Genomic DNA, 300 nt, shown 5'->3' on the forward strand with positions numbered 1-300 from the left:
CGTCGTACTCAAAGAAGTGCATGCGCAGTATATTTTGATCTCAGATAATGGCGCGCTCAAACGTCTGGAGTTGCCGCAGAGTGCAGTGATACAGCTGGCTGCAATACCACCTGTGCCTGTCTATACGCCCCCCGCAGCACCGGAAAATCCGAATCCATCTCCGGTCGCACCGGCAGGCTTCCCGCCGCATGGTGCGCCGACCAATGTGCCACCGGGCGGCGCGCCCATGGTGGTACCGGGTTTTCCCGTCGCATCCTTACCGGCAGTGATGCCAACCGGGGCGCCACGATGAGTGTTGTT

Annotated in this window: 1 pseudogene; it reads left to right on the forward strand. The window is 60.0% G+C overall.

The window, feature by feature from the left end:
* Positions 1 to 292 (forward strand): annotated as a pseudogene (locus KDM89_RS21540) (hypothetical protein); the annotation flags it as partial.
* Between the last annotated feature and the right edge of the window lie 8 nt (positions 293 to 300).

It is taken from the genome of Cognatundibacterium luofuense, assembly GCF_018139685.1.
In the GTDB taxonomy this organism is placed as follows: domain Bacteria; phylum Pseudomonadota; class Gammaproteobacteria; order Burkholderiales; family Burkholderiaceae_D; genus Undibacterium; species Undibacterium luofuense.